General features: G+C 55.7%; 14 protein-coding genes. 6 read left to right on the forward strand and 8 right to left on the reverse strand.

Annotated elements, in window-relative coordinates:
- The first annotated feature begins 55 nt into the window (after positions 1–55).
- Positions 56–1,225: a serine hydrolase domain-containing protein gene (locus tag AC1RKG_RS01880; RefSeq protein WP_493181831.1), complete on the forward strand. Its 1,170-nt coding sequence runs from the start codon at positions 56–58 to the stop codon at positions 1,223–1,225.
- Between the two features lie 2 nt (positions 1,226–1,227).
- On the forward strand, positions 1,228–2,403 hold the full coding sequence (locus tag AC1RKG_RS01885; RefSeq protein ID WP_493182065.1) for an MFS transporter: 1,176 nt from the start codon (positions 1,228–1,230) through the stop codon (positions 2,401–2,403).
- On the opposite strand, the gene AC1RKG_RS01890 is transcribed toward AC1RKG_RS01885, so the two are convergent.
- The gene (locus AC1RKG_RS01890) at positions 2,396–3,259 is read right to left on the reverse strand and encodes an alpha/beta hydrolase (protein ID WP_493181833.1); all 864 of its coding nucleotides are present in this window, start codon (positions 3,257–3,259) and stop codon (positions 2,396–2,398) included. The two genes, AC1RKG_RS01885 and AC1RKG_RS01890, sit on opposite strands and share 8 nt — an antisense overlap.
- A gap of 187 nt (positions 3,260–3,446) precedes the next feature.
- On the opposite strand from AC1RKG_RS01890, the gene AC1RKG_RS01895 reads away from it, so the two are divergent.
- Positions 3,447–4,883 carry an MFS transporter gene (locus AC1RKG_RS01895; protein WP_493181835.1) on the forward strand — a complete coding sequence of 479 codons (1,437 nt, stop codon included), beginning with the start codon at positions 3,447–3,449 and terminating at the stop codon, positions 4,881–4,883.
- On the opposite strand, the gene AC1RKG_RS01900 is transcribed toward AC1RKG_RS01895, so the two are convergent.
- The 3 genes from AC1RKG_RS01900 to AC1RKG_RS01910 all read right to left on the reverse strand — a co-directional run bounded on the left by AC1RKG_RS01900 (position 4,862) and on the right by AC1RKG_RS01910 (position 7,677).
- Positions 4,862–5,263, reverse strand: a complete 402-nt coding sequence (locus AC1RKG_RS01900) for a VOC family protein (RefSeq protein WP_122079288.1) — start codon at positions 5,261–5,263, stop codon at positions 4,862–4,864. The genes AC1RKG_RS01895 and AC1RKG_RS01900 overlap by 22 nt on opposite strands.
- A gap of 83 nt (positions 5,264–5,346) precedes the next feature.
- A complete protein-coding gene (locus AC1RKG_RS01905; RefSeq protein ID WP_401659295.1) occupies positions 5,347–6,594 on the reverse strand; it encodes an LVIVD repeat-containing protein in 1,248 nt (415 codons plus the stop codon).
- A gap of 9 nt (positions 6,595–6,603) precedes the next feature.
- On the reverse strand, positions 6,604–7,677 hold the full coding sequence (locus AC1RKG_RS01910) for a sugar ABC transporter substrate-binding protein (protein WP_046373581.1): 1,074 nt from the start codon (positions 7,675–7,677) through the stop codon (positions 6,604–6,606).
- A 223-nt stretch (positions 7,678–7,900) separates the two neighbouring features.
- Between AC1RKG_RS01910 and AC1RKG_RS01915 the strand changes: the two genes are divergently transcribed.
- Positions 7,901–8,989 carry an oxidoreductase gene (locus AC1RKG_RS01915; protein WP_493181837.1) on the forward strand — a complete coding sequence of 363 codons (1,089 nt, stop codon included), beginning with the start codon at positions 7,901–7,903 and terminating at the stop codon, positions 8,987–8,989.
- 36 nt (positions 8,990–9,025) lie between these two features.
- Here AC1RKG_RS01915 and AC1RKG_RS01920 read toward each other — a convergent pair whose 3' ends face one another.
- The 4 genes from AC1RKG_RS01920 to AC1RKG_RS01935 form a co-directional block, all read right to left on the reverse strand.
- Positions 9,026–9,220 carry a ribbon-helix-helix protein, CopG family gene (locus AC1RKG_RS01920; RefSeq protein ID WP_012145111.1) on the reverse strand — a complete coding sequence of 65 codons (195 nt, stop codon included), beginning with the start codon at positions 9,218–9,220 and terminating at the stop codon, positions 9,026–9,028.
- A gap of 56 nt (positions 9,221–9,276) precedes the next feature.
- Positions 9,277–10,065, reverse strand: a complete 789-nt coding sequence (locus AC1RKG_RS01925) for a spermidine synthase (RefSeq protein WP_129940585.1) — start codon at positions 10,063–10,065, stop codon at positions 9,277–9,279.
- 37 nt (positions 10,066–10,102) lie between these two features.
- Complete coding sequence (fabZ, locus tag AC1RKG_RS01930) at positions 10,103–10,558, reverse strand: 3-hydroxyacyl-ACP dehydratase FabZ (protein WP_020826847.1); 456 nt, start codon at positions 10,556–10,558, stop codon at positions 10,103–10,105.
- Between the two features lie 240 nt (positions 10,559–10,798).
- On the reverse strand, positions 10,799–11,293 hold the full coding sequence (locus tag AC1RKG_RS01935) for a TIGR00645 family protein (RefSeq protein ID WP_041414553.1): 495 nt from the start codon (positions 11,291–11,293) through the stop codon (positions 10,799–10,801).
- Between the two features lie 310 nt (positions 11,294–11,603).
- Between AC1RKG_RS01935 and AC1RKG_RS01940 the strand changes: the two genes are divergently transcribed.
- Together AC1RKG_RS01940 and AC1RKG_RS01945 are read left to right on the forward strand one after the other, a co-directional pair.
- Entirely contained in the window at positions 11,604–13,064 is a 1,461-nt protein-coding gene (locus tag AC1RKG_RS01940) for a serralysin family metalloprotease (protein ID WP_061069158.1), read from the forward strand.
- 320 nt (positions 13,065–13,384) lie between these two features.
- Positions 13,385–15,742, forward strand: a complete 2,358-nt coding sequence (locus tag AC1RKG_RS01945; RefSeq protein WP_493181839.1) for a TonB-dependent receptor domain-containing protein — start codon at positions 13,385–13,387, stop codon at positions 15,740–15,742.
- Positions 15,743–15,750: the final 8 nt, after the last annotated feature.

Below are 15,750 nucleotides of genomic sequence, written 5' to 3' on the forward strand. Positions count from 1 at the left end.
GCCACAACCTATCCTCGGGGTTGACAGAATTCGCTGTCAACCTGAGGTATGTCTAATGAATAAATACAAACTTGATGCCAAGGCTATTGATAAGGCTATCGATCTGGCGCTGGAACAAAAACGGCTGGTGGGTGCAGTGGTGTTGGTGGCGTTGGGCGGCGAGCCGGTCTATCGTCGTGCGGCCGGTATGGCGGATCGAGAGGCGGGCAAACCGATGCGCATCGATGCGTTGTTTCGCTTGGCTTCGGTCTCCAAACCGATCCTGTCCACGGCGGCGCTGGTGCTGATGGCTCAAGGGCGTTTACGGCTTGAAGACCCGGTGGCGCGCTGGCTGCCGTCGTTCCGGCCGCGTACGCCGGACGGCCAGCAACCCTTAGTGACCGTACGTCATCTGATGACCCATACCGCAGGGCTGAGTTACCGCTTTTTCCAACCTGAGCATGGATCCTATGCGCAGGCGGGAGTTTCCGACGGTATGGATGACGATCCGCTCAGCCTGGCGGAAAATGTGCGTCGTATTGCCTCGGCTCCTCTGCAGGCAGCACCAGGAACCGAATGGCGCTACTCGATTGCCACCGATGTGCTGGGTGCGGTGATTGAACAAGCCAGTGGTTTGCCGTTGGCACAAGCGGTGGCACATCTGGTGACCGGACCGATGGCGATGCGAGATACCGGGTTCAGTACCCACGATGCGCAGCGGCTGACAGTGGCTTACGCTAACCATTACCCCGAGCCCCGGCCTCTGCAACAACCGGATCGCATCGAGTTTATTGACGGCACCGCCGGTTTTAAGCTTTCACCTGCCAGGGCGCTGGATGCCAGCGCCTATGCATCAGGCGGGGCCGGCATGGTAGGTTCGGCGGAAGATTTTCTGCGTTTGCTGGAAACCCTGCGTCGGGGCGGCGCACCATTGCTGCCCGAAGAGTGGGTAACGGCCATGACCAGCAACCAGATCGGCGATTTGCCGATGCCATTCTGGCCGGGGCGCGGTTTTGGGCTGGGGATCACCGTATTGAAAGATCCGCGGGCGGCCCAGACGCCGGAATCGGTAGGTACCTGGCGTATGGGCGGGACGTACGGCCATTCCTGGTTTGTCGATCCGGCCCGGCAGCTCAGCGTAGTGGCTTTTACCAATACCGCGCTGGAAGGGATGGCGGGAGCATTTGTCGGTGAACTCTGCCAGGCGGTATATGACGGATTACCGCTTCTCGCAGGAGACCAATGATGATGAAAATCCTGTCGCCGATTTTTTTCATTGCCCTGGGGCTGTTCGGTGTGTACTGCATCGAATTTGGCGTGGTGGGCATATTACCGCTGATCATGGAACGTTACGCAATTTCAGCCTCGCAGGCAGGGTGGCTGGTGGGGGTTTTCGCGATAACGATTGCTTTGCTGGGGCCACTGTTGGTGCTGTTGGCCTCACGGTTAAACCGTAAGCGCATGCTGCTGATTTCACTGGCCGTATTTGTCGTGACCAGTGTGCTCTCGGCTTATGCGGCCAGTTTCGGCTCCCTGCTGTTGTTGCGCATTTTGCCAGCGCTGTTCCACCCGATATATTTCGCGCTGGCGATGGTGGCGGCGGCTTCGTTGTATCCCCAACAGCAGGTGACGCGGGCGACGGCTTATGCTTTTGTCGGCACCAGTATGGGCATGGTACTGGGGATCCCATTGACGCATTGGATCGCCGGGCAGTTAAGCTATGAGGCCTCTTTCCTGTTTTGTGCCCTGGTTAACCTGCTGGCGGGTATCGGCTTATTTTTCTGCCTGCCTGATAGTGCCCCCCAACGAATGGGATATGGCAAGCAGTTGGCAATATTGCGCAGCGGTGCGCTGTGGCTGAATATTCTTGCCTGTGTGCTGATCTTCGCTGCGATGTTTTCCGTTTATGCCTATGCCACCGAATACCTGAGTGGTGAAATCGGCATCAGTGGACCAAAGGTTGGCTTGCTACTGGTGATTTTTGGCTTGGGCGGCGTGTCCGGCAATCTGCTGGCGGGGAAATTACTGAACCGTCACCGGTTCGCGGCCACCTTATTGCACCCAGTGGTGCTGGCGCTGGCTTATGGGTTGCTGTATCTGTACGGCAGCACCTATCTGGGCACGATGATCGTTCTTTGCCTGTTTTGGGGGGCGGCGCATACCAGCGGTTTGATAGTGACACAAATGTGGCTGACGGCCGAAGCGCCGCAGGCACCGGAATTCGCTACCGGGCTGTATATTGCCTTTATCAATCTGGGGGTGGCGTTGGGTTCGGTGGTCAGCGGCGGCTTTATTGATGCCGTGGGGCTGCAGGGCATCATGCTCTCCGGTGGGGTATTCGCGGCGCTGGCGACGGTGACGATCGCGTTTAAAATCAGGCTCTACCCTCGAATGGGCGCCGCAGCGTCTCACGGCGTCACTTAATCATTGCCATAACGCGTTGGAACAGGATGCTGTTGGGGTTGGCCAACTCGTTAACCAGCGTGAAATGGTTGTTGTGCCGATCTTCCAGCAGCGCCACATTCAGCCCTTTTTCTCGGCAGGCGGCGAAGTAAGCCAGCGTCTGGTTTCTGAACCCCTGGGTTTCTTTGGCGCCGACGTCGAGCAGGATCTCCGGCGCATGCGCCTTTTCCGGCAGCATAAACAGCGGGCTGAGGGTTGCCGCCTGCTCAGGCGACAGGCGCATCCAGTCATTGATGTAGATATCGCACAGCGGTCGTATGTCGTACAGGCCGCTCAGCGCCAGCGCCCCTTTGATCACGTTGACGGGCACCTGATACAGGTGCTGCCAGTCATCGGCAATCAGCATGCCACACAGGTGGCCGCCGGCCGAGCTGCCGCTGACGAAGATGCGTTCTGGATCGATGCCGTACTGGCCGGCGTGGTGGTAAAGCCAGGCTATTGCGCTACGAACCTCGCGGACGATTTCTGCCAGCGTGGCTTCAGGTTGCAAGGTGTATTCCAACGTGGCGACCGCTACGCCATGCTGGGTGAAATTTGCCGCCATCGAACAGGCTTCTTCCTTACGCTGGGAGTGCCAATAACCGCCGTGAATAAACACCAACAGCGGGGAAGGCTGGCGGGCTGCAGGGAACAAGTCCAGGCGCTCGGCGACGCCCATCCCGTAGTGGATATCGTAAATCCCCGGCGTCTGCGCTTTGGCCTGCGCGGCCAGTTGTTCATATTGCGCCATGCAGGCGTCAAAATTCTCTACCGAGGCACGTGCGTTGTACTGCACGGCGCGCATCGACAGATCGTCAAACAGCAGGTCGATTTTCATTATCTATCTCTCCTTGAGGGGGTGCCCTCATCATCTACCTGAAGCCGTTTTGGCGTTTGCTTCTTAATGCGGGTACAGGTCTGCCATGACATGGCGTCTGATGCACTAATAAACTGCATTTGCTGCGCCTTCCGCCTGCTCTCTTGACGGCATAGGCTACTGACAGGTTCTTTCAGGAGTCAGCAATATGAAGTCAATAACCCAACACGCCAGCCCGCCGGTCAATTTGCGTGGGATCCTTGCCAGCCTTTGTTTGTCGATGCTGGTTTCCTCGCTGGGCGCCAGCATTGCCAACGTGGGCTTGCCGACGCTGGCGCAGGCGTTCAGCAGCTCTTTTCAGGCGGTACAATGGGTAGTTATCGTCTACCTGCTGGCCGTTACCACGTCGATTATTGCCATGGGCCGCTTGGGGGACAGGATGGGGCGCCGCCGCCTGTTGCTGACGGGGATTGCTCTGTTCACCCTGGCGTCCGGATTGTGTGCTATTGCGCCGGGCATCTGGCTATTGTTGGCGGCGCGCGTTGCTCAAGGTTTAGGAGCGGCCGTCATGATGGCAATGACCATGGCGCTGGTTGGTGAGACGGTGGGTAAAGAAAATACCGGCCGTGCCATGGGATTGCTAGGCAGCATGTCGGCCATTGGCACGGCGCTTGGCCCTTCGCTGGGGGGCGCACTGATATTGGGTTTCGGCTGGCGGGCGATGTTTCTGGTCAACATACCGGTGGGCGTAGTGGCTTTTCTGCTGGTTTATTGCTCCCTGCCGCAGGAACAGCGGCAACGGCAAAAAGAACGCGGTCGGTTTGACTGGGCAGGGACCTTACTGCTTGGGGTGACGCTGGCCTGCTATGCGCTGTCGATGACGTTGGGACGCGGTGACTTTGGCGTCGTTAACCTGACGTTGTTGTTGGGCGCGGCGCTGGGGATGGGGTTATTTGTCCGGTTGCAAAAGCGCACGGCGCTTCCCCTGATCCAGTTGGCGCTGTTCCGCCAACCGGGTCTGAGCGTCGGGTTGGCGATGAGTGCGCTGGTCATGACCATCATGATGACGACGCTGGTGGTAGGGCCATTTTATCTGACGCATGGGCTGGGTTTGGCGGTTGGGCAAGCGGGACTGGCGATGTCGGCGGGGCCGATAGTGGCCGCGTTGCTCGGGGTACCGGCCGGTCGATGGGTGGATCGCTTCGGGGCGCAAAGGATCACTTTGATGGGGCTGACGACCATGGCTGTTGGGGCAGGCATCATGTCGATGATGTCGCTGAATCAGGGCGTGTTCGGCTACGTGGCACCGCTGTGCCTGATGACGCTGGGTTATGCGCTCTTTCAGGTCGCCAACAATACGGCCTTGATGAAGCATGCCGCCCCTGAGCAGCGTGGGGTGATCTCGGGCATGATCAACCTCTCGCGCAACCTTGGGTTGATCACCGGCGCTTCGGCCATGGGGGCGTTATTTATGCTGGCAACCCACACCGGCGATATCAAGTTGGCTTCGTCGCACGCCGTTGCAAATGGCATGCAGATTACCTACCTGGTCGCCGGTGCGCTGGCGGCGTTTGCGCTGGTGATGGCTGCCAGAAACGGTGGCGTCCGCCCGCACGAGGACGATTACAGCAGGTCGCCCCGGTAGGCGATATGAATTTTGTTGCCGTCCGGATCGCGTAGATAAGCGCCAAAATATCCCTTGCCGTAATGGGTCCGCTCGCCGGCTTCACCTTCCGATGTGCCGCCCGCCGCCAGCCCGGCGGCATAAGCTTGCCGAACCTGTTGTTCATTCTGGGCGGTGAACGCCACCATACTGCCGTTACCGGCACTGGCCGGCTGTCGGTTATAAGGTTGGAAGGCGTAAAAACGCGGCAATGTCCGGTCAGGCAATACCCAGCAACGAGCCCCGGGGCCGCCATCGGGCGTGACCGGGCGTTGCTTGAGTCCCAGTGGCAGCAAAATCGCATCGTAAAATGCAGCGGCTTTGTCCAGATCGCTGACGCCTACGGTGATATGACTAAACATAGTTTCCCTTATTTGTCCCTGCTTACACGTTGCCTCACTTTATGCCTGATAGCCCAAAAAATAAACAACGCGGCGCTGGATTTTTAGCCCAGATATTCAATGATCGACAAACCGCCGTTGTAATCCGTGCTGTAAATGATCCCCTGAGCGTCGACAAATACGTCGCACGACTGAATAACCTGCGGACGGTTAGGGCGTGTGTCCATCATCCTCTGCGGCGCAGCGGGAACCAAAGCGCCGGTTTCCTTCGGTTGATAAGGGTTGCTGATGTCGTAAGCGCGAACGCCGGCATTTTGGTAAGTGGCGAAAATCAGCGTCGAACTGATAAAGCTGCCAGGACGGTTCTCATGCAGATTATGGGGGCCGAAGTGTGCGCCTTTGCTGACGTAATCGCGTTCATCCGGCTGTGGGAAGGTCGCGATGCTCACCGGGTTGGTCGGTTGGCGAATATCAAACAGCCAGATCAACTTTTCGCCGTCCTGCTGGTTGTCGAGCACCGCCTCATCCAATACTACCAGCAGGTCCCGATCCGGTAGCGGCAGTGCGGTGTGGGTGCCGCCGCCAAACGGCGGGCTCCAGTTGCGATGGGCAATTAACTGCGGTTGACTGCGGTCCTTGATATCCAACAGGGTTAGCCCCCCGTCGCGCCAGCTGGCATAGGCGGTATCGCCGCTGATGATCGCATGGTGCAAAGCGTAGCGCTTGCCCTCCGGCCAGTTGGGCGTTTCACCCCCGGCGCTGTGCATACCCGGTAGCCACCAACGCCCGGCGATTTGCGGATGACGAGGGTCGGCCAGATCGACGGTCAAAAAAATGTAGTCGCTGTAGCCGTCGATCAGAGCCGAAACGTAAGCCCAGCGCCCGCCCACGTACCAGATGCGGTGTACGCCAATCCCTTCCAGCGCCAGAAAACCAATCTCCCGTGGCCGGTCCGGGGTGGAAATATCGAAAATACGCATCCCGGCGCTCCAGCCGCGGAGATCGCTGCTCGATACCGTCTGGCTGATGGCGCGGGTGTAATAGACTTTTTCATCGGCAAAGCGGACGTCGGCAAATAAATCCCGGGCGTTAATCACCAGCAGCAAATCGTCATGCGCCTGTAAATGCACATTCCAGGTGCCGGGTGGCGCGGGGATAAAGCCGGCGGGTTTCGGATCCTTCGCATCGCGTACGTCGACGATGGAAAAGCCCTGCGAAACCATATGGCCGATATAGGCATAGCCCCGATGAACCATCACCTGTACGCCGTCCGGCCTGCCGCCCTGATCGCTGTGACCGATCAGCCGCATATTGCGGCTGTATTCGGGCTGCACAAGGGGTTGCGTTGCCATCACCGCTCCTTATTTCTTAGCCTGTTGCGCTTCAAGCGTGGCGAACCAGGGGGCGATGAAATCGTCTGATTTACCCCAGTCCGGGATCACTTTCGCCAGCGAGGCGACGTTGGTGGCCGCCGGATGGCTGAGCAGCAGGGCCTGCGGGATTGCCGCAGCTTTAAATTCATAGGTCGCCGGGGTTTTCTCGCCGCCAATTTTATTGGCCACCAGGCGCAGGTTAACGGCGCCGATCAGCTTGGGATCCACCGCTACGCTGAGCTTCCAGGCGCTGTCTTTAGCGCGCATCAGCGCCAGATCCTGGTTGGAGATATCGATACTGTAGAGTTTGATTTCGGTACGGCCATTCTCCTGCAGGGCCTTGTAGGCCCCCTGGCTAAACGCATCCCAGGTACCCCAAATGGCATCGATTTTGCCTTTCGGGTATTTGGCCAGGATCGCGCCAATTTTGTTGGCCGTATCGCCCTGAACGTCGGAGGACACCGCACCGATGGATTCCAGCTCTTTGATGCCGGGCTGTTGTTTAAGCAGTTTCTGGTACTGCGCCTGACGCCGCTCCATGGGCGGGAACCCCGCGACCCATAGCTTGATGATATTCGCCTGACCGTTGAAATCTTTTACCAGTTGGCCAAACGAAAGATCGGTCAACGAAGCGTCGTCCTGCTGGGTAATGGTCACGCCCGGAATTTCGCCCTGCACGGCGGTATCAAAGGCGGCCACCGCGATGCCGCTGTCGGCGATGCGTTTGAGCAGGGCGGTTGAGTAAGGATCGCGCCCCTGAGACAGAATAATGCCGTCGTACTTTTGGCTAATGGCCTGATTGACGAAGTCCTGGAATTTGGCGTCGTCGCCGTTGGTCAGGAAGGTATTGACCTGAAAGCCGAGCTTGCGGCCTTCCTGCACCGCCCCGGATACGAACTGCGTGGTATTGTCGTCTGAACCCAAATTGCGGATCACCGCAATGCGGATCGGCCCCTGATGATTCGCTATCGCTGCCGGGATTGGGGCGGCAGTGGGGGCGGATAGTGCCGGAAACACGGCGAACAGGCTGAGCGCCAGAAGTGAGGTGTTGAACAATTTCATTGAGTTTTACCCTGCATGGTTAAGCATCATTAAAAAGCGAGAGGACAATTCATCGTCACCATTGGGATGGCTTTTTATTGAAAGGATGAATTGAGGCAGCCAGTTTCCATGGCCGACCGGCGGATGACAATGAACGAAAAAACATAAGCTAATGCAAAAGAGTATTAGTGATTGGCGTCCTCACCCCTATGATGGCAATAGCTGATAAAATAAGGACTTGAGCATGAGTGATAACTCCATCCGCGTGGTCGTCGGCCCCGCCAACTATTTTGCATTCCCCGGATCCATTGACCAACTGGCGCAGTTTTATTCCCCGCAACAGCTGAGCAAGGCGCTCTGGGTGTATGGTGAGCGCGCATTGGCGGCGGCAAAACCCTGGTTACCGGCGGTATTCGACGATGCCGATGCTCGTCGGGTGCTGTTTAACAGCCACTGCAGCGAGAGCACCGTGCAGGATATCGTGCGCCAGGCTGGCGCGGATCGGCAGGTGGTGATCGGCGTTGGCGGCGGCGCGGTGTTGGACACGGCCAAAGTGGTGGCCCGTCGCTTAGGGCTGCCGCTGGTGGCGATCCCGACCATTGCCGCCACCTGTGCCGCCTGGACGCCGCTCTCGGTGTGGTACAACGACCAGGGGCAAGCATTGCGCTATGAGATTTTCCATGATGCCAACCATCTGGTGTTGGTCGAGCCGGAAATTATCCTGCGTGCTCCGAAGGAATACTTGCTGGCTGGGATCGGCGACACCCTGGCGAAATGGTATGAAGCGGTGGTGCTGAGTCCGCAGCCGGAACGTTTGCCGTTAACCGTGCAACTGGGCCTCAATACCGCACTGACGCTGCGCGACGTATTGCTCAACCAAAGCGAGGCGGCGTTGCAGGCACAGGCGCAAGGACAATTGAGTCAGGACTTCCTTAATGTGCTGGAGGCGATTATCGCCGGTGGTGGTTTGGTGGGGGGACTGGGCGATCGCTATACCCGCATCGCCGCTGCACATTCGGTGCATAACGGGTTGACCGCGCTACCGCAAACCGATGCCTTCTTGCATGGCACCAAGGTGGCGTACGGCATTCTGGTGCAGAGTGCACTGTTGGGGCAACCGGAAACCGTGGCGCAACTGATTGCGCTTTACCGGCGACTGGATTTACCGGTCAGTCTGGCAGCGCTGCAGGTGGATATCCACGATGAAGCGCAAATTAAACGGCTGACCGAACGCACCCTGCAGCAGGGCGAGTCGATTCACCTGCTGCCGATCACGATCGACGATTCCAGCTTGCGCGCTGCGCTTAGCTTTGTGGAGTCACACCATCGTTGAGGGGTACGGGTGGCGCTGGGTGTGCGTCATCTGACGTCAGGCGTTGTCCACCCGAGGATTGGAGTGGGTCGGCTGGCTGGGATACTCCACCTGGTGCTTGTGCAGATAGTCACGTATCAACTGACGGATCACCTGAGAGGGGGTCACGTCCTGTTGCAGACAGAGTTCTTCCAGGGCTTTTTTCTTGTCTGGGTCGATGAGGACGGTCAGACGCGCCGTTTTCTTTTCCATGGTGATTGCTCCAGAGGATGATAATCAAATGATAATAGCAGGGCGGCAATACCGCCTCAGCTAAAGTGCAGCCGTTCAATTTTGCGTGACAGGTAGCGAAGATCGCAGCTAAAGCTTGGCCCGACCTCAGCGGAAAGGCGGCGCAGCAGGCTGAGTGGCGTTTCGGTATTGGCAAGCGCAGCGTAGATAATCACGTTGCCGCTGGGTGCCACGCAGTACAGAACCGTGTTAAACACCCGGTGTAAGCTGTGATACAGCAGTGAGCCCTCATCCGGCACTTCATGGTAGTTCAGTACTAACCAGCCTGGATCCGAAAGCCGCTCGGCGCACTGCGCCAAAAAGGCCTGTGTGCCCTGTTGCGGATCCATGGTAAAGGCGCTGTAGAGGTCGGAAAAAATCAGGTCATAGCGCCGCTGGGCGGGGGCTTGCAAGAAATCCGCGGCATCGGCGATGTGCATGGTGATGTTATGAACGGTAGGCAAAGTGAAGTATCGGCGGGCGACGGACACCACCGCCTGGCGTAATTCCACCACTTCCAACAGCATATTGGCATCATAGGCGTGCAGCGCCCGCACCAGGCCACCGCCGCCCAGCCCCAGGATCAGTGCCGAGGCGGGGGGCTGCCAGGCGACTGCCATCAGCATGGTTTTGATGTAGTTATGAACCGGCACCTGCGGCGCGCTGATGCACATTTTGCTCTGTTCGCAGATACCGTCAAAACGCAGGGTGCGGTAACCCTTGTGATCGGAGACGATAATTTCGCCGCAGTGATCCAACTCCCGTGCAATCACCTGACCGCGAGGGGAGAAATCCAGGCTATTTAGCAGCTTATCAACCAATGACATAGTAGTTTCGTCGAGCCTCCATCCTAAAAAGGCAGCCTTACTTACGGGCGCACATAAATTCTGCGGTACAGATCCTGCGGCCATTGACCGACGCACGGCCAGAGAATCGGGCAATGCCGGAGCGCTGTCGGACAAATGTCACTTCCATACAGAGTTGGTCACCGGGCCGTGCCGAACGATAGAAACGGGCACGATGGATGGCCGCAAAATAGTAATGCTCGCCTGGCAGCAACGGGCTGAGAAAATAATGTGCCAACAGACCGGTGGTCTGCGCCAACGCTTCCACCATCAATACGCCGGGAAACACCGTCATCTGATGATGGCCGGTCCAGAATGTCGGTTCGTTGGCGGTGATATTTTTGATGGCGCTAAGGCGGCCTTCGGCAATGCAAGTGCCGGCAGGCAGGATGCGGTCAACCAGCAGACAGGGAAAACGGTGTGGCAGGATAGATTGAACATCCTGGTACTGCAGTGGATTACCATTTAGCGGCATGTGTGTTTCGGATCCTGTCAGCGGGCAAAGCTCAGCTTGCGTGGGCCTCTGTGCCGGTCGAAGTGTAATAACATTATAATGTTATTATCATCAGATGCACCAAATGAAAGCCTTCTGGGTTGAAAAACAGCGAATAACGTCAGCCGATTCAAACGCCAGTAATTACAACTTGTTGAAGATATTGCGTGTTTCGAGGGGGAGGAAGTTAGCCGCCAGCAGGAGAGCGGCGGCTAAGGGGGATCAGTTTTTGTAGCGCGTCAGCTTATCGAGGTAGCCCATCACAAAAGCCGAAAGGACAAAGGTCAGGTGGATGATCACATACCACATCAGCTTGTTGTCCGGCACGTTTTTGGCGTCCATAAACACCCGCAGCAGGTGAATGGAGGAAATGGCGACAATCGAAGCGGCCACCTTGTTCTTTAGAGAGGTGGCATCCATCTTGCCCAGCCAGCTCAGTTTCTCTTTGTTTTCGCTGATATCCAGCTGCGAAACAAAATTTTCATAGCCCGAGAACATCACCATCACCAGCAGGCCGCCAACCAGCGCCATATCGACCAGCGAGAGCAGCGTCAGAACCAGATCCGCTTCGGCTATGGAGAAAATGTTCGGCAGAACATGGAATATCTCCTGGAAAAATTTAATCGACAGCGCCAGCAAGGCCAGGGACAGGCCGAAGTAAACCGGGGCAAGTAGCCAACGGGAGGCATACATGGCATTTTCTAGAAAGCGTTCCATAGTCATCTGAGTTCGTTACAAAAAGTGGGATACAGTATAACGCAAGAGGCCCGTCAAAAGGCAAGAGAGCCCGCGAGGATTGAAAGGGGATTTCGCCGGGATGAGGGAATGCCATACGAAAGAAATAAGCCCCTTTAATCACTGCGTGTTTTTAAGCTATTTAGTCCGCAAAAAAATATTTTATCAATATATATTGAGCTATCCGAAAATCAGACTAGCCTTTAAATGCTGCATGATGACATTGCAGTGGGTTTTTATATCGCGAGCGAATTATATATAACGGAAATGAATTAACCTAATGGAGATGGATATGGATAATTCCCTAAATGGAAAAACCAACGGTTGGGATAGTGTTAATGATTTGCTGAATTACCATAATAGAGGCAATGGTTTAACCATTAATAATAAGCCTTCTTTTGATATAGCAGCGGCAGGCAAGCAAATAGCGCGCAGTGAACAAACCTGGAATGGAACTCACGTCATCGGCCAAGGCGCCACCGTCACTTACTCCTTCCCAGATTGGGATTATAATCAGAGCAATTTAAATGGTCGCTTTGCCAGCCAAGACACCGGCCTTAGCGCCTTTACCGCCGATCAAAAAGCGCAGGCCAAGCTTTCCCTGCAGTCTTGGGCCGATGTGGCGAACCTTAATTTCGTCGAGGTAGCCCCAGGGCAAAAGTCCAACATTACCTTTGGTAATTATGAGGGCGACGGTCAGGCTTATGCGATTAAACCTTTTACCGGCGCAGGTACGGATTATCGCGGGCATAATACCGACGGTCAAAGCTGGTTCAATATTAATTACGACTATGCAGATCCCCGTGATGGTGTTTATGCCAATTTACATCCTGAATTGGGCAACTATGGCCGCCTGAGCATCACCCATGAATTGGGGCACACTTTAGGGTTGGATCACCCAGGGGTTTACAATGCCGGACAAAGCCCGAGTTATGCCAAGGCTACCTACGCCGAAGATACTCGCCAGTTCAGCGTGATGAGCTATTGGGATGAATCTGTCACCGGCGGCGATCACGGCGGTTATTATTCCGCGGCTCCGCTGGTCGATGATATTGCTGCCATTCAGTATTTATATGGTGCCAATACCACCACGCGCACCGGTGACACGGTATATGGATTCAACTCTAATTCCGGCAGAGATTTCTACACCGCGACGGACAGCAGCCAGAAACTGATTTTCTCCGTCTGGGACGCGGGCGGTAACGACACCCTTGATTTCTCAGGGTACTCGCAAGACCAGCGTATTAATCTGACCGAAGGCTCGTTCTCTGACGTAGGCGGATTGAAGGGCAATATTTCCATTGCCGTAGGCGCTGTCATCGAAAACGCCATTGGCGGTTCGGGGAATGATGTCATTGTCGGTAACGACGCCGCCAATATTCTTCAGGGCGGCGCGGGGAACGACGTTATTTACGGTGGCGGTGGGCAGGATCAGTTATCCGGTGGCAGCGGCAGTGATATTTTTGTTTTCTCCGCCGTGAGCGATTCACCGTTCAAATCACCGGATAAGATCCTCGACTTTGAAACCGGTATCGACAAGATTGACCTGTCTTTCTTTAATCAGGGCGATAACGGTACCGACTTTATTCATTTCGTTGACAGCTTCAGCGGTCAGGCAGGTGAGGCCACGTTGACGTATAATTCACAAAGTGATTTTAGTGAATTGGCATTGAATATAAGTGGTCATGCGACACCAGACTTCCTGGTGAATATCGTAGGCCAGGCAAATACCGCCACTGATTTTATTGTTTAATTCTGTCACGGTGGGCTATGCCCACCGTTTTATTACGGTTTTATTCCCCTGCATCCCACAATGTCTCTTCGCCACATCGGCTGCCGACGCCGCTTTGTAAGGATTTCGTAAGCGATTTGGAAGTATCTCATCAATGTATTTAATAAGGTTATAACGACGTTGCTTATGGTAAGCATTGTCATTATTATCAATTTACTGAGTCTGCGAAGAAAGACCTTTATTTTAGCATTATTAATTTCTTTTAATACCTTTTAACTCGGTTAAACCCGAGTGGTGAAGCAACTGCGAGCGAATACTAATAATTAATGCAGGGCTAACACATGTGCAGAACTTTTAATTGCCGGGGAATTATCGGGCATTCCGCCTTATGGGGTGCGTTAATCGCCAGTGCCTTTAACGCCAATGCGGAAGTTAAGAAAACCTCATTAGAAAAGACCACGCAAAGTGAAGAAGAAATAACGGTAGTGGCGCCGGTTATTGAAAATAAATCGGGGACAATCACCACTATTACCGCGCAAGACATGCAGAAAAAAGGGGGCAATGATTTCGGCTCGATTATGCGCTACGAACCCTTGATCAGTGCCACCGGTGTCAGCGGGGGCTCATCATCGGGGAAAAGCGGTTTCGATCGCAGCGGGTATACCGGTTATAACATCCGTGGCCTGGAGAGCAATCGCGTCGGATTGGACGTCGACGGCATTCCACAGCCTGATGCCACCGGACGCAGCTACGTCAGCCGCGCCGGGCTCAATACCTTTGGCATCGGCAGGGACTATATCGACCCTTACATGTACGGCCAGGTGGAGATCGAATCGGGCGCAACCTCGATTGAACGCAGTAACACTTCTATTGGCGGCGCCGTTTCGTTTTTACCGAAATCAGCCGATCAGTACCTTTCCCCCACCAAACAGTCCTACTTTGGTTACCAGAGCGATTACGATTCGTCCAATCGCAGCTGGCACAATGGCATTACCGCCGCTGCGGGCGATGAACAACTGCGCGGGGTGTTTGTTTACAGTCGCCGTGACGGCCAGGAAACGCGCAATAACAGCGGCACCCACCAGGCCTATCCGGCCAACTGGCACACCAATGCGCTGATGGCCTCCGGTATCTGGCAACCGACCGACGAGCACAAACTCACGGGCACGGTGGATTACTATGACAAAACCAACCACACCCATTACGACAGTTGGAACTCGGCCGGCAGCGCCATTCTGGGGACCGCCCAACAGCAAAGCAATACGCGCCGTTGGGGAGTGAGCCTGAAAGATGAATGGACGCCGTACAACGATTTTGTCGATACCCTGACCTCAAAAGTCTATTACCAACAGACTCAGGCGCATGACAACACCTATATGCCCACCAGCACTGGCAGCATGGAACGGGTTTACTCCGACTACAACGTCAACACCTATGGTTTTGAAACCCAGATAGCCAAAACATGGGGACGGCACACGCTGAGCGGGGGACTCAATGCAAGGTTGACCGATACCGAGCGACCGTTCCGTGAAGAGCCTGCACCCAGTGCATTTACCGCCATCATGCAGCCGGAGTCCGACAGTCGCAGCTATGTGCTGGGCGGTTACGTGCAGGACAGGATCCAGTTTGATCTCGACGGGCACGGCTTTGCCGTGGTGCCGGGTGTGCGCGTGGCTCACCAAAGCACCAAGCCGCAGAATCTGAGCAGCCTGACTACCGGCAGCACGGTGCTGACGGAGTCCGAGTTGGAAACGCTGTACGGCAAAAGCAACACCGATACCCAGGTCCTGCCGTCACTCAGCTTCCAGTACAATCTGACGCCGACGTTGATGACTTATCTCCAGTACAAACGCGGTGCGCAGTTCCCGAACGCCAGCCAACTTTATGGCTCATGGAACCTCGGCTCCAGCTACGCAGGCACCGCGCAGTATGCGTTGATCGGCAACGCCGATCTGAATACCGAGACCAGCAACAACCTGGAATGGGGCGTGAAGGGAGAGGTTGTCGAAGGCGTGACCCTGCGCACCTCGCTGTTCTACAACACCTATAAAAACTTCATTGCCTATACCCGCTATCAGCGCGCCAGCAGTCCGGACAAGTTTGCTAACGTGCCGTCCAATATCTACACCATTTATCAGGCAGAAAACCGCGACAAGGCCTACATCTACGGGGGTGAAATCAGCACCCGGCTGAATTTTGGCACCTGGTTTGAGCAGGTTAACGGCCTGAGCGCCAACTTTGCCCTGGGGTATAACCAGGGCAAGTCCAAGTCCAGTTACTCCGGCGATAAATATGTCGATATCGACAGCGTTGCGCCAATGAAGGCCATTGTCGGCGTGGCGTGGGACGATCCGGCGAAACGCTACGGCGCTGCGGTGACGGCGACCTTCGTTAAAGGCAAGCAGGCAACGGCCACCAACCGTGAAAGCTACAACAACGCCAGCGGCAGTACGCTCACCGACGCAACCACGGAATATTTGCGCGTGCCGGGTTATGGCCTGGTGGATATGTCCGCGTACTGGCAGGTGGCCCGCAATGTGAAGCTGAGTGGCGGTGTGTATAACATCACCGACAGAAAATACCGTGACTACCTGAGCAGCCGCGAACTCACGGACTCGACTCAACAGGATGCTTACGATAATGCGTTGGCCGTTATGCCGGGAAGAACTTTCCAGTTAGGCGTAAACGTGGATTTCTAAGCTCATCC

The organism is Serratia sp. GW822-FHT06D09 (assembly GCF_058799515.1).